This window comes from Flavobacterium sp. CLA17 (assembly GCF_013112255.2).
GTDB classification, from domain to species: Bacteria; Bacteroidota; Bacteroidia; order Flavobacteriales; family Flavobacteriaceae; genus Flavobacterium; species Flavobacterium circumlabens.
Genome location: NZ_CP068294.1, coordinates 4,697,035 through 4,711,340 on the forward strand (window position 1 = coordinate 4,697,035; position 14,306 = coordinate 4,711,340).

The 14,306-nt window shown below is 37.0% G+C and carries 5 protein-coding genes; all 5 read right to left on the bottom strand.

Annotated features, from left to right (window positions below):
• Nucleotides 1-119: 119 nt before the first annotated feature.
• From HAV12_RS19300 to HAV12_RS19320, 5 genes are read right to left on the bottom strand one after another with little or no spacing between them, the layout of a single operon-like run.
• Nucleotides 120-797, bottom strand: coding sequence for a hypothetical protein (locus HAV12_RS19300; protein WP_171571069.1), 678 nt, complete (start codon nt 795-797; stop codon nt 120-122).
• Complete coding sequence (locus HAV12_RS19305; RefSeq protein ID WP_171571070.1) at nt 760-10,689, bottom strand: SpvB/TcaC N-terminal domain-containing protein; 9,930 nt, start codon at nt 10,687-10,689, stop codon at nt 760-762. Before HAV12_RS19305 ends, HAV12_RS19300 begins: the two co-directional genes overlap by 38 nt.
• A gap of 56 nt (nt 10,690-10,745) precedes the next feature.
• Nucleotides 10,746-12,710 carry a T9SS type A sorting domain-containing protein gene (locus tag HAV12_RS19310; protein WP_171571071.1) on the bottom strand — a complete coding sequence of 655 codons (1,965 nt, stop codon included), beginning with the start codon at nt 12,708-12,710 and terminating at the stop codon, nt 10,746-10,748.
• Nucleotides 12,711-12,741: 31 nt separating this feature from the next.
• Nucleotides 12,742-13,473, bottom strand: coding sequence for an outer membrane beta-barrel protein (locus tag HAV12_RS19315; RefSeq protein WP_171571072.1), 732 nt, complete (start codon nt 13,471-13,473; stop codon nt 12,742-12,744).
• A 14-nt stretch (nt 13,474-13,487) separates the two neighbouring features.
• Nucleotides 13,488-14,189, bottom strand: coding sequence for an outer membrane beta-barrel protein (locus tag HAV12_RS19320; protein WP_171571073.1), 702 nt, complete (start codon nt 14,187-14,189; stop codon nt 13,488-13,490).
• Between the last annotated feature and the right edge of the window lie 117 nt (nt 14,190-14,306).

Below are 14,306 nucleotides of genomic sequence, written 5' to 3' on the forward strand. Positions count from 1 at the left end.
TAAAAAAACCTCGCAATTTCCAAGGTTTAGTTTTTCTATTCTTTCGATGCGATTTACCCGCAGGGAAAGAATTCCGCACTATCGTTTTGCACAGCCGATACGTAAAATCTAACCATTATTTAACTCCCTGTATGCAATACGTTAGCAAATTCATTAAGTTTATAAGTTAATGAATATCCTTGTTCAAAAACAATTCTAACTTTATCTCTATATAGTTCAAATTTTTTAAACTTATGATTAAAAATCTCATTTGGTAATTTTTTAAAAAATAATTTTCCATTTTTTCTATTAAAGAAAAAAACATTACTATCCTTTTGAAAAAATAAAATTTCACTTTCCGAAATTTCTACAATTTCGTTTTCGAACTTATTGACATCTATCTTATCTTTTTCATTATTTAAACTACATGTTATTAAATATCTGTAATTAGTACTTGAACCTTGTGTTAAAACAATATAATCAGTTTTAAACAATAATTTTGGAATCATTCCATTATAAGAATTACAATCAAAGGAGTAATTACTAAGGGTATCAATAATCCCACGTATTTTTATTTCAATACCATAACTCTTCTTAAGAGGCACAAATCTAATATAATCTCCATTTTTAAAAACTGTATCCTTAGCTGTACTGCACTCAAAAAAAGCTTCCTTACTTAGATTCTTGTTTAAACCAGCTGGAAATTTACTTTCATCTTTTTTTAATTGATCTTTTTTTTGACAATTAAAAAAAAATAAAATACATACTAACAATAATATGTTATAAAGGCTTGCTTGTCCTCCCCTTAATCTTCTCATAATTTATATTTGGATTAAAATTTGTACTTTTAATAGAAAAATTTGGAGTTGCTTTCCAAAAAATAGTTCCTCCATATGCTGCAGAAGAATTATAAAGAACCATTCCTTTAAAATTTCCTTGGCTTGCCGGCGAGTATGTTAGTAAACTTCCGGTCATATTAAAATCTGAATTAAAAACAGCATTCTTATTCCCTGAATATTTAGCCAAATTTGCATCGGTCCAGAAGCCTTTAAATGTATTAAAATCTGATGTGCTAATTCCTAATCCAACCGTTCTAGATTTAATATGATCCCATCCTTTTGTTGCTAAATCAAACCCATCCCATCTTGTTGCACCATTTGAATAATCAATACCTCCCATTACTGCATTCATTGCAGCTTGCATACCATATTCTGAATTATTATTATATTTGGTAGAATTACCACCATTACCATAACCATATATTCCCTCAGTTTTTAGAGTAGACGCTATAGTCTTACCTTTATAATTGGCTAAATTAACAATTGAAGATGCTAAAGCAAAAGATTCTTGCATATTGCCACTTGATTCCTCAGCAACTGTATTTGCGAGTTGATTTAATACTGAATTTTTAACTCCTAATTCTAGTTTATCTTTAGCAGAAACAACATTTCCTTTACTATTTTTAGTTACACTACTTGCATAATATGCTTTGTCATCATTAATACCATCACTACCAATATTCTTTCCATTTTCATCATAAAAATCTCCTGCTAAACGTCCATCGGGATCAATAAATCGTACTGGATTATTAAAACTAAATACATATGCTCCAAAATTTGGCATTTTCTCCGCCAGAGGATCAACAGATAGCCAAAGTGAGGTCTTCATGTCCAAATATCTCGCCCCATAATAACTCAAATTCGTCTCACGATCCAACTCCTTCCCATTAAACAAATAAGGGGAAGAAAAACTAGATGAATGCTCCTCAAATAATACTTCTCCAAAAGCGATATATTCTACATGTTGTGATATAGAACCATTTCGGGCTGTAATATACGAAGTACTTCCCAAATGATCAGGATGAAAATAAAAAATATCATTCTCCGGCAGACCTATTCCTGTAAATCCTTCTCCAGGTTTAACTGTTGTTGGTTCTATAGGCGGGCCAAATTGTACCGGTGGTCCCGGAACATCGCCCGGAGCGTTAAAAATAGGATTTCTTGGCCAGCCTTCCGGTGGTTCCTGATTTTCTTCCACAGGTTTTAATACCTCTGTTGGGTATGGATCTCCCGTAAATTCCGGTGTAGCATAGATACCTTGTTGTGTTGGAGGACCAGGTGGTACACCTAAACTTTTTACATAAGTATCTAATGCTTTCTGTTGTTCTGCTGTTAGTTTGGTATAGTTTACACCTCCGGCTGTAATTCCCAAAGGCTGTGCAAAAGTTCCGTTTCCTAACTTACTTACAATACGTCCTGCACCCTCAAAATAATGTTTGGTAAACTTCCCTTTACTTATTACAAAATATGGGCTTACATAACCTGTATAATCATCAGTATGTACAATGGTTGCTGCTGTTTCTCCGTTAATGGCGACGTTTTGAGAATCTCCTGAGCTTTTAATAACTCTTTCTCCGCCTGCATCATAAGTAAATTGATGAATCCTTCCATTATCATTAATACCTGATAAACGGTTTTCTTCGTCCCATGTCATTTTTCTGAAACTCTTTTCTTCAGAGTAACTCGTTGGGTTTCCATTGCCATCGTAATCGTATTGCCTTGACCCTAATTTTCCTGTTTCTGCAATTTTACTTGGCGCATTAGGATGCAGTTCGTTATCGTAATTATAATCTAATATATAGCCTTTTTGTTCATTATTTACCGTATGTATTAAGTCTTTCCTGGTGATATTATGCATTTTGTTATAGCTCATATTTAGCTCATAACTCGCCTTGGTAAACTCTCCCTGATAGGTTGCTTTTGCCGATTTTAACCTGTAAAAATCATCGTACTGGTATTCATGATTCGAAGTTCCGCCCAAGGTGTTGTTTACTACCGGAGCGGTATTTTTAATACCCAAAATATTCCCCACCAAATCATAACTATACGAATTGTTCATGACTTGTCTGGTACCGCTCTTTACCTGCAATTGTTGTAGCCTTCGCATAACAGCATCGTAGGTATAGTTGGTCTCAGTTTCGTTCCCGTACTTTAGGTACTTGCGCTGCTCAAACTCATCATAACTCAATTGTTTGATGTAATCATAAGTATGGCTTTCTTTTTTACCCTGCATGCTTTGCAGGTTTCCTGCACGATTATAGGTATACTCCACCACTTCACCATCAGGATAAGTCATTTTCTGAATACGGTTCCAGGTATCGTATTCGTATTGCGAAATATAGGTCTGTATATCCGTTGGTGTAATACGAAGGGTACGAATTTCTTTTTCGACCTCTCCTAGTTTACCGTAGAAAAATTCCTGTCCTCCGCTGGCATCCTGTACAAACCATAATCTTCCTCTGCGCGCTACTGTTCCATCGGCTTTACCATAATTGTATCGTACATTATTCTGTGGGTTTTTAGGATATTTAATCGTTTCTAAACGGTTATAATTGTATACATATTCTATCGCGCCAGCATTTGGAACGGTATTTTTAATATCCTGCGTAATGCGGGAAATTAGATTTCCTGCTAAATCATACTGCATAGTAATAGTTCCCGCATCAGGATGTGTAAACTCAACTCGTCTGCCCAACCAGTCGTAACTGCTTTTGGTGATATGATCCATGGCATCGGTTACTTTTATGTTTTCTCCTAATGCATTGGTTTCAAACTTGGTCAGCAAATCATTTTGCAGACTGGCCATATTCTTGCCCATAACATCAGTATAGGTCTGATTTGTTTTGTTTAAAGCATCTTTTTGTGTGATGCGCAATACTGGAACTCCTTCATAATTATCAAGAGCAAAAGTTGTTGTATTAGAACTTCCGTCCGGGAGGGTTATTTTTACGGCACGTCCTGCGTCGTCATATTCTGTCTTAGTAGGTGCTACATTTGATAATGCGTTACTAAAGTTGTTATCTACGGTAGTTGTTGTCGTTGGGTAATAACTGGTTACTGGTCGACCCAATCCGTCGTAAATAATTTTTCCGGAAACAATCTGAGCTTCCTGATCTGCACTGCCAGCCGCTGTAAATAAACTGGCTGTTTTCTTTACCTGCAAAGCTCTTCCTAATCCATCTGTATACGTAAAAGTTTCGATGTCTTTGTCTAATTCCGGATCGTAATTTTTGGTTTTGGCATACGGTACTTTGGCTTCTGGGAAATATTCATACGCAATAGTGTATGATTTGCCTGAGGCAATTTCGTAAGGTCCTTTTAAAGTCGCTACACGTCCTTTTGCATCTAACGTCATGATATTGCCCTGATCGTTACGATCGGTAGTTTTAACAGGCACTCCAAAACGATAATCGAATTCTGTTTTGTTCTGGTAACCAAAAGCATCTTTGATTTCCGTCATGAACTGATGATTGTCCGTATCATACGTATAATCCAATGTCATACGCTGCCCTTTATGATTGGCAGGACCTGTTATTTTTTGCAGGTTTCCGTACGTATCGTAAGCAAGATCCGTAAGTGCAATTTTATCTGCCGCGCTGTAATTTTTTATTTGGGTAACTTCGGCTGTTGTGGTGTTGATTGTGGTCGCTCTTTTACGACGTAAACCTTCGTTTGTAAATACTTCCAATTGTTTTGGAATTCCGCCATAGTAAGGCGTTGTACTTTCGTAATAACTTATTTTTGCCGTTACTTTATCATTGGCTGTTCCATTTCCTAGATCTTCATATTGTGTGATATTTCCGTTGGCATCGTAGGTATTAAATGTATTGGTTTCCAGATAATCACTTCCGCCTTCGAACACTTTTTGATTGGCATGAATCATTCCGACAAAAATACGTTTATCATCACATGATGCTAAATTAAGTTCCGATACCGGTACACTAGCCTGCGTTGTAACATCTGTAAAACTATATTCGTTTTCAGATTCCTGACGCATTTTGTTATTTTTATCTAAAGCATAAGAACGCTTTACAAGATTTTTACGGAAATAATCCTGATTGTAAAATTCCTGAACTGTTGTTGCAAAAACGGAGTCATCAGCAGCATCAATCTGTTCCTGGATTACTTTTCCGAAACCGTAAAATTCTCTTTCACGACGATCGTAGTATCCGTCTTCGTACCTGAATTTTGCAATAGAGTGATCGATACCATCACCCACATACCCATCAAAAACATCTACGGATTGCAATACCCATTTGGCTGATGGATTTTCGTAAGTTGGTTTTATTAACTCATAATCTACTACATAACTATTTCCGGCACCATTGGTTACGCCTTTAAGTTTGTTGGTTCTTTTGATATTGGAAAGGCGTACTACTAAATTATCTTCATCTTTTGATAAGATATAATCTAAATTTCCATCACCGTCAATATCTGAAAAAGAAGCTTCGGAGCGAGAGGTATTAGCACCAAAACTTCCTCCAAAACTTGGTGTTAATTTCATTACAACAAATGGCGGAATTAAAGGAATATCATACGATGCCCCAACACTTCCTCCGTAACTTACCCCTGTATTTCGTGTCATCGCTTCGTATCGGGGATAAGTAATGGCAGGGGCAAATGAGTTCCCCATATTTAATTCGACCAAAACAGTATTGTCTCTATATTCGATCTTATCTGCAAGACCATCACCATTGATATCTAAAAAGGAATGGCTGTTGTCTGAGGTGCTTCTGGAATAATTAAGCCCTCCTGAAAAAGATCCGTTCATAACACTGTATCCGGCACTTCCACCAATATCAAGCGAAGTTCCTTTGTTAATTACATTCATGTTTTCCCAACGCTCAGCCGGTAAAAATCCGTAACCGGTATTAAACGAAACCGTTTCATTGGTTTCGATTCTGTCTGCAAGTCCGTCACCATTAATATCCGAGAAAATTTGTTCAGAGCGATCTTCTCCTTTTCCTACAGTACCTCCTAAACTAATGGTTCCTCCGGCTTTCAGAGCATCTTGTATACTACCATTTGCGCCTGAAGTAAATTTAACTTTCCCCTTGCTAACGGTCATTTGTAGCGAACTTTGTGGTGCACCATGATTGTAGCTTCCTGACAAACTTCCGCCGGTACTATTGGTCTTAGAATGACTAAACTCACCTATACCTGTTACATCGCTACTTTTTCCTCCAATTGGAGTTGTATACTGTACTTTATTATCTATGATATAATCCGGAAAACCATCGCCGTTTAAATCACTCATGGTTTGAACTACATAAGTATCACCCGAAGATTTCGTTAATCCTCCGCTAATACCACCTCCGGCGCCACCTACACCGGCACCACCACCAATACTGCGGCTTTTGCTTTCGTTGATCATATCAAGAGCTTCAGTTTCTCCTCCTGATAATGGACCAGTTAAAGGCGAAGAGAAATCAGTATATTCAGCAAAATCATCTTCCCCTAAACGATTGGTTCCCATATACTCGTTCTGAATAAAACTGGCTTTTTCACCTCCGTATAGAATGTTATCAGAATAAACAGCGCTCATTGGCAAAAAGTATTCTTTCCCTGTATCGAATTCTCCAGGCATATTCTCAGGATCTAAAGTATTTGGATCCGGAAAATTATTAGGATCAATACCGCTATTATTTTCAAATTTAAGTTTTGCCTGATCGATTAGATTGCCTGCAAGATTACCGTTTATAATAAAGCGTCCCCAATTTTTATATTGCAAACCAAAATTATTTTCGGTTTCACTTAAGTCGGTATAGATTGAAAAATCATTTGTAGCTTTTTCCCATAACACCGGAAGCGCAGGATCTGTAACTGAATCTGTTATTTCGTAATTAATGTTTAAGGCTCCTAGTTTAGGATATGTTGTTAAAACTTCATTCAGAACAGGATTACTTACATATACTTCTAAATCTATTGGTACATCTTTTTGAGCATCTGGATAGTTATAATTTAAATCAGCAGTAGAAGTTGTAAGACTTAAAATACCGTTAGTGACAGCATAAGTGACACGGCCAACCAATAAACCATTTTGTTTAGCAGTTATTATTACTTTTCCGCTATATTTAGATCTATTCAAACTGGTAGTCAATGTATAATCCGTAGTTTTCACAAACAGCTTCAATTTTCCTGTTACGTCCGGTTTTACACCGTCAATTATATAATTTCCATCTATTTTAGAATAAAAACTATGTCCAACATCAACTTTACGTATGTTATCCTCAGGTATTGAATTTGGAATATTTGGCAGAATCAATGACGGATTTGCAAATAATAGGTTAAGGTCAATATTTGTTGATGATTCTAAGGTTGTTGTAATGAATATATTGTCATCAGGTATTGAAAAACTCAGTGCTGACAAATCAAATTCAACCACTTCTGATGCTAAAAATTTTCTCTCATAAAGAATTGTCGTGCCGGTCGTATTGATTACATTTTTGACAATTTTTAAGGTAATATGATCTGAGGTAACCGGTTTTTTAAATGTCCCTGAAAATGATATTGTTCCCGCTTTTGGCACTACGATAGAATTGGCCTGGCTGGCAAAAAAATCTTCAGCTGCATGAAAGTTTTTCAATGTGATTAAATTTGCATCTTTTGCTGTAGCATTTATTGTTTCTAAAGAATTTGATGTTGTAGTTCTTTTTTCAACCTGAGTATATTCTATTTTAGGATCCCAAATCACTTTATCGTAATTTCCATCCTTAATAGAACTTATTCTGAAATACAAGCGTTCTCCTTTCTCTACATTAAGTGTTTGAGCTGGTTTTGTTTTTTGATTATAATCTAAAGCTGTAATGACTTCATCCCAGATTATAGCATTATTCTTCTGGAAATACAAATGTACTCCGTCAGCTTTATCCAAGCCATTTCTTGTTTTGTATTCCTGTCTTTCATCAGAAAGATCTTCAAGAAGCTGATAGTTTTGATTCACAATAATAGTACCTTTTACAGGAGCTTGCCAAACACGAACGACATCATGCAATGGATTTTTATCTAATAATTGTTGAAGTTCCAATGTACGGTCCGGCATAGTAAGCGCTAAATCTCCACCGCCTGAAACCGGTGAAGGCGTTTGTGCACTTGATGTCATGAATACAGGAATACCATTTACAATTCGGTTGTAATAAACCTTTCCATTGTTAACAAAATCAATTAGTCCGTCACCATTAAAATCCATAAAATAACTAAGCGTTCGATTGGTTGTACGCTGTTCGTCATAACCAACATTAGCTGAAGCTACTCCAAAACCTACACTGGCATCTACTCCCCAGCTAAATGATTTATTTTTGTTGATTCCCAGGTTTTTTATTCCCTCGATTTTTATCGCTTCTCCAAATAAATTTGGGTGCGTAGCATGTAAATTTTTACGGTAATAAATATCATTTCCTATTTTAAATATTTTATCCGGATATGAATCGCCATCTAAATCTTCCAGTATAATTGATGTCTCTGATTTTCCCCAATTGTTTCCTCCATGAGCACCAATCGTATTATTTTTGAAAGTGCCAAAAGTTGGTAAGCCTACACCTATTCTGTAATTAATACCCGTTGATGTTCCGTTGGTACTTCCTGCCAGCGTATGATTGCTTTCAAAATCTTTTATTCCCGTAAATCCCTGCTTGATATTATCACTCGGAACAGTCCAGACTTGTTCGGGCCCAAACGGATTGTATTTTCCCGAAGCATCACGAACATCATCAAAATAATCCAGTGTATTGGTGTAAAACAATTTAGACTCCGAATCGTATTCTGAAACCGATTGAAGCAATGTTTTCTTAAAAGCACCTTCTTTGTAATTCAGCTCGTAACTGCGGATCATCTGATTCTTATAACGAACTTCGATTTTTCGCAACAACTGATTGTTTAACTGCTTAAAACCAAGTCTGGCCGAAACCTGAACATCAGGCCTGTTGGTTTCACCCAAATCGCCATTGTTGATAAACGAAACGCTATAGTTTCCTTTCTCTGCACCAAAACCGGTGTAGTATACATTCTTAAGATAAATTTCGCCGTCTTTTTTATCGTATTCGTATTGTACGGTATTCCCTTTTAAATCGATTTGAAAGTAAAGTGCCCAATGTCCTATATTTCCGGAAGCATCCTGCAAGACCGCATTGGCAGCGAGTCCTGATTCATTTCCTCCGTAATAACTGGCGACACCGGATTTATCCCTTACTACCCAATAATAATTTTTAGGAGACGATCCTTTTCTGATAATCTGCTGAAAAGCACCTTCTCTTCTTGGATAAAACTGCTTGTCGGCTGTTCTTCCTACCCAGGCTGCCCTGTGCGTATTTGGAATCAGCTGCTCGCCTGCGATTGCATAAGTTTCGGTTTCGTTCTGGGCATCATAACGTGGTGCTCCCCAACGGGTTTCAATACTCACCGCAGGTACCGAAATATCCCAGCCCGTTCCCGCCCAGCTGTGTCCGCCATCACTGTCGTACTGCAGGCTAAACGATGGCTGCATACCGCCTCTTCCGTTTGGAATAACAATTCCGAAACCTGTGCTGGCCGTTCCTTTTCCGTTTGCTGATGGAGGTGCTATAGACTGAATGCCAACTAACGGACTTGCCGCTTTTAGATCTTTGATACTGGTTGGCGTATAGCCTGAAGTTTCCGGAGATTCAGGCATTTTTATAATTCCGGCAATAAAATCGGTAAAATGAGTGGTTCTGGCCTTAATAATTCCTTGTTTGATATCCAGTGAATCTTTGGTTACTTCCTGCCACAATCTTTTATTTTCATCAAAATAAAATACGTTGATGTCTTTCTCTGTATAACCTTCCGGGATTGTTTTTTTATCGTAAGGCAATGACAAGGTTACGGCTTTCTCGAAAATGGTTCCGTGTGGCAATAACCTGAAACCTGCATTGGTTCCCGTAACGTTGACCATGGCAGAATTTAGCGGGGCAATATCTATTTTACGTAAACCGCTTACCGATACCTGAACATTTGCTTTTAAGGCGCCTATTGGAAAAACGGCCAGAAATTCTTTATATTCCAATCTGTTTTCCGTTTGGAAATTGATGGTCTTAGCAAAACTTTCCTTTGCCTTTTCAAGCGGCCTGAAGCTGTCTACTTTTAAGAAGTCATTACTTTTAAGTTTTTCAGTAGTTATAACTCCTGTAGTAGTTTCTTTCGTCACAATAACAGATTGGCCGGAACTGAAATCTTTCTGCTCCAGAATCAATTCAAATTCGGGCTGATTTACATCGATGGTAACACCGCCAACCGTTAGTTTTTTTATATGGGAAGGAAAATTGGTTCCTTTGATATATAGTTTACTATCCGATTTTAATAAGGTATAAGGAGCAGCAACTTGTGTAGGCTTATATACAATTCTTACATTTTTTATCTTGTAATTATTGGAAATTCCTTCGGGTGCGGTAAATAATAAAACGTTGTCTCCCTGACGCAAGGATTGCTCCGAAAGCAATTCCGATTGTGAAGTCCATTCGTTGTTTTTTGATAAAAACTGACCTCCTATACTGGCCTGATTGTTTAAACTTCGCGAGATGGAAGCGGCCTGATCGTATCCGTATAATTCATATTCCAGAAAGGCACTTTCATAAACGGAAGGAAGAATATTCACCGCCAGATGAAACACGTTATCGTACGCATCATCGGTATCCGATTCGTCTTTAACACCAATAAACCCTTCTTTAATATCGGCATTAAATACCTGTGTGGTCTTAGCTGTTGCCGGAGGTGTCTTAATCGGATCTAAAACGGCTGCCGTGTTTTCATCTTCAAAAAAATCACGCGAAAATTTAGAAACTATATCGTAGTTTTTAAAATTTACGGCAAACAAAAATGAACTTACTAAAAGTACAAGAATTATAATTTTATTTTTCATACTATAATTAAATCGTCTATGAGGCAATCGTTTATTATTATTTTATCAAAACCGGATTATTTCACAATCACTTTAAAAGTCTTGGTTCCGAAATCTGAATTCACCGTAACGAGATACATTCCTGATGCTGCTTTTATCACATCATCGTAGATATAATTTTCGATCTGGGTAAACTGTTTCTGCTGAAGCAGCGTACCTGTAGGAGTATATACGGTTATGGTGGCATTTGTTTTATGTGCAAACTGCATGGCAATCGTAAAATGACCGTCGATTGTTGGATTGGGATATAAAATTAAAACCGTAGCCTCCGGATTTTCCTTTCCGTCTGTCTTCACTGCAATTTTACTGGATGTTTTACACTTCTGGTCACTCGATAATCGCAGTTCGTAGTTACCGGGCTGGTCTACTAAGATCTTCGGATTATTATCTAAAAAATTACCTTCGTAATACCATTCGTATTCATAATTCCCTTCCGGCAGGTCAAGGCTCGCATCGAGAATTACAGCGTTTCCGTTTGCCAGTTGGTATTCCGGTTTTAAATCAGGAAATGTTCCCTCTTTATCGGCCACAAAAACGGTTTCTGAATATAAATTGCCTTTCGAATCCCGAACGATATAATCATAATTCCCGGAAGAAAGGGAAACACTCGTACTGCTTTTTGCGGTCTGGCTCCACTGTTTTAAAACGGTGTCACTCCCTTGCTTTTTAACAGTCACGGTAAAAGGAGCTTCTCCGCCTTCAATGCTATAATTTAGTTCACCTGAAGCATTCACATTACAATTCGCCTGCGTAATCCAGACACGGCTGAACATTTGCGGTGCTACTTTCAATGTAAATTTGGTTGTACCGGACAGCTGTTTGTCCCAGTTAAAGTCTTTTAAATTCAGCTTTTCCTTACTCGAAGTGCTTCCCAACTTAATGTATTCGGAATTATTTTCATCGAAAGTCCCTTTTCCGGAATGGTCTACCAGCAGCCAGTAATAACTGTCTTTCGGAAGGGTTCCTTTTATAAATTTCGGATCAAAAGTCCAATCCAGCTTTAAATCTGAAGTGCGGGCAAAATCAATCTGCCATTGTCTGTCAACGCCTGTTGGTTCCCCTTGTTCCTGTTTTTTAACCAGTAGATTTTTTGCGTTATCACTCCAGAAAACAAAATAATGATCCGGAATTGTATTGCTCTTGCTTTTCAGTTCCATGGTCAGCAAACCTTCGTCGACCATATTACTGCTTTTTACCTGCAATAAGCCACTTACATCGTCTCTTCCGACTCCTGTGATAGAGGACTCAAAACCTTTATGCTTTTCAACATCCCAAATCGTCTGACCCAGACTGTTGAGATAATTTTTAATTTCAAACTGAGAAAGCGAAATACCGTATTTAACGGCCAGATAACTTGCTACTTTTTGGGTTTCGACTCCGGATAAAATGCGGTTGTACACGAGGATTTCACTTATATTGCCGTTGAATTCTTCCGGCGGTAATTTTTCAAATTTCGATTTTAAACCAATGGTCAGGGATGATGGCTTTGCAACACTGTCTGTGATATTTTGCTGAAAAAAGTGAATATTGGCTTTTTGTGGTTTTACCTTTTCGCTGTACGACTGGTAGTTGTATTTATTTAAATCGGCCAGGCGTTTATTTGTTGCAACAGAAACCGTTTTTTTCGCATCATTGATCGTCCATAAAAGCTGTTCTTTCAAACTGTCTTTTACTTTGTAAACCATAAATACGGTCTGTCTTCTTTTAGTGTCAGTACCCAAAGGCAGGATCAGGGAATCTTTTGCTTTATCAAAAGCGATACTCGGATTGAAATTAAAAGCGCCTCCTTTTTGCGTATTGGCGGGTATTTTTGCTTCTTTCTTTGTGAGGTTTTCCCAATAATAAGCATCGCCATTCGCTCTGGATTTGATCCAGAAAAAAGGTTCGTGAACATTTCCGGGCCTGATTTTTTGTTGTGAAAAAATCAAATTACCGGTCGACACCGATAGTAAAATTACCAGTAAAAAAATCTTCTTATTCATAATAGGTAATGATTTTTAAGATGATTATTTATTAAAAATTCCCCAGGTCGTCAAAGTCGAATGAATACCCGATAATCAATGAAATGCTGTTGATTTTATTTTTGTTTTCGCTGTAACGGTGTCCGTTTTCTTCTGTTGTCAAAGCATCTGTCAGACCTAAAGTATAACGTGCTCCAACAGATAGATTCGAACTGAATTCGTATCCTAAAGACAGCATCCCTGAAAAATAATTTTTACCGGTTAAGGATTCCTTTAAGACTTTCTGCACATTCGCATCCGGCTCAAAATAAGCCCCCGAACTGCCAAATACTTCCTGGCTGTTTGACGTGTACTTTATATTGTCACTGGCAATATTAAAACTAACGTAAGGTCCCACACCAATATAAAATCCTTCAACAGGATAATATTTAAATTGTGCACCAACATTAATATAGCTGTAACCAAAAGTCATTTTATATTTCAGTCCTTCTGTGTCTTCATAATTCAAATCGGTACTTTGACCGGAATACGAAACTTCGGTTTGAATACTCACTTTGGCATAAGGATATTTCCAATTGATAAAGAAGCCGCCTGTTCCTCCAAACTTGCCTTCTTCTTTTAAGGTATATCCTTCGTAAATACCTTTGGGAACTATCACATCAGGAAGATTAGATAATGTTGAATGAATACCTCCGGCAAAAATACCATAGGTGATCTCTCTGTCACCTTGTGCCAAAACAGCTTTTGTGCTTACTAAAAGAAGAAGCAGAATAAATTTTTTCATTTTTTTTATTGAAATTACCATTGATGAAAACTATAGCCTACAGAAAAACAAATCACACCACTTTTATTTTGATTTTCTATAAACTGAAAAGAAGAAGCATTACTTTTTACCACATCTTTTACGCCTAAATAATAACGTAAATCGAAGTGAATACTTTGATGAAGTTCATAACCTGCCGCAAAACACAGAGAAAAATCATCTGCACCCTCAAGTCCGTCCTGATAGAACTGCCTTGTTGCCACATCGTACATTCCTCCTGCTTCATTAGAAGTATAAGTAACATTATTTGGGGATAAACTGATGCCGTAAAAAGCACCAAAACCTAAATTTAATCCCTGGTATGGATATACTTTATACAAAGCTCCGATCTGTAAATACGAATAATGAAGTCCTAACTCAAATTCTTTTCCCACAGCATCGCGGTACGTAACTTTTTCTCCGGATTGCCTGAATAAGATTTCCGGCTGAATGGCAACGCGCGTATCATAAAGTTTGAAGTTTAAAAAGAAACCGCCTTCTAAACCATAAGCCCCTTTACTTTCCATAACACTGTTATCAAATGTATTGTCCCTTCCCTTAATACTTTCCGGAAGATTACTAATTCTGGATTGCAGTGCACCAAACTTCAGTCCATAGGTGATATTGGTTTCATTCTGACTATAAACGGAAGTGTTAAAAAAACAACAAAAAATTGATAAGTATAGTATTACTTTCATGCGGGAAAATTTTTGCGAATATATGTATTAATAATTGAAAGGTAATCCTCATAAGTCGACAAAATATCAAAATAATCGGTCTAAAAGATTCTTTTATCATTAAAAAATAGAAATAAA

Bases quoted from the DNA above. Each gene is read 5' to 3' on its own strand.
- HAV12_RS19300 (WP_171571069.1), bottom strand. From the start codon at position 797: ATGAGAAGATTAAGGGGAGGACAAGCAAGCCTTTATAACATATTATTG.
- HAV12_RS19305 (WP_171571070.1), bottom strand. From the start codon at position 10,689: ATGAAAAATAAAATTATAATTCTTGTACTTTTAGTAAGTTCATTTTTG.
- HAV12_RS19310 (WP_171571071.1), bottom strand. From the start codon at position 12,710: ATGAATAAGAAGATTTTTTTACTGGTAATTTTACTATCGGTGTCGACC.
- HAV12_RS19315 (WP_171571072.1), bottom strand. From the start codon at position 13,473: ATGAAAAAATTTATTCTGCTTCTTCTTTTAGTAAGCACAAAAGCTGTT.
- HAV12_RS19320 (WP_171571073.1), bottom strand. From the start codon at position 14,189: ATGAAAGTAATACTATACTTATCAATTTTTTGTTGTTTTTTTAACACT.